Source organism: Methylibium rhizosphaerae (assembly GCF_006386545.1).
GTDB classification, from domain to species: domain Bacteria; phylum Pseudomonadota; class Gammaproteobacteria; order Burkholderiales; family Burkholderiaceae_C; genus Pseudorivibacter; species Pseudorivibacter rhizosphaerae.
Map to the genome: position 1 here is coordinate 1 of NZ_SWAR01000150.1, position 1,018 is coordinate 1,018.

The window sequence follows — 1,018 nt, forward strand, 5'->3', positions numbered from 1 at the left end:
CACCTGGACCTACGACACCGCCGGGCGGCTGTTCACCAGCGTCGATGCCGAAGGCGGGCGTGAGTCGTTCACCTACGACGGCCTGGGCAACCGGAAGACCTTCACCAACAAGAACGGCAACACTTGGCGCTATGAGTACGACGCGGCGGGCCGCATGGTGGAGGAGTGGCTGGAGTCGGCTCCCCATGCGGCGCAGCCGATTGCCGTGCCGGGCGAGGAGCCAACCACGTCGCGCGTGCCGTTGTACCGGCTCTTCAGCCCAGGCCTTCGAGAGCACCTGTACACCGACAGCAAGGCCGAACGCGACTCGATGGTCAACGACCACGGCTGGATTGATGAAGGTGTCATCGGTTATGTGGGCCAGGGCTCCGGCGATCTCGAGCTGCACAGGCTCTACAACCCGGCGATCAGCCACCATCTCTATACGACGAGCACTTCCGAGCGGTATCAGCTCGTCCTTCAAGGATGGGTGTACGAAGGCGTCGAGGGCCATCTGTGGAGCAGCCCCGGGGCCGACAGGGCTCCCATGTACCGGCTGTTCCACCCCGCAACCGGCGAGCACTTCTACACCGCCAGCGCAGCCGAATCCTCGGCGGCGCAGGCGAACGGCTATGTCGGCGAGGGCATCATCGGGTACCTGTCGACGTCAGCGAGCAGCGGTGAGCCGCAATCCGGCGGGACCGGCGCGGGCTCCAACACGCTGCCGAGGATCCTCACCCGCATCACCTACGACGCGCTGGGCAACGTGCTCACGCGCACCGAGGCCCCTGGCAAGACCGAGCAACGCACGACCACGTACGAGTACGACGCTGCGGGCCACCAGGTGCGTGTGATCTACCCGGCGGTGCGTGCCTACGAAGGCCACCGGGATCCGCTGTCCACCACCGGGCAGGCCGCGCGGTACGAAAGCGGCCTGCTCCCGCTGTCCACCACCACGGTCTACAACGCCTTCGGCGATGCGGTGGCCAACCTCGACGTGTCGGGCCACTGGAGCCACAAGGTCTACGACGGCGCAGGT

1 pseudogene is annotated in these 1,018 nt (G+C 66.6%); it reads left to right on the forward strand.

From position 1 onward, the window contains the following. Positions 1–1,018: pseudogene (locus E8D38_RS27865) on the forward strand (hypothetical protein); the annotation flags it as partial.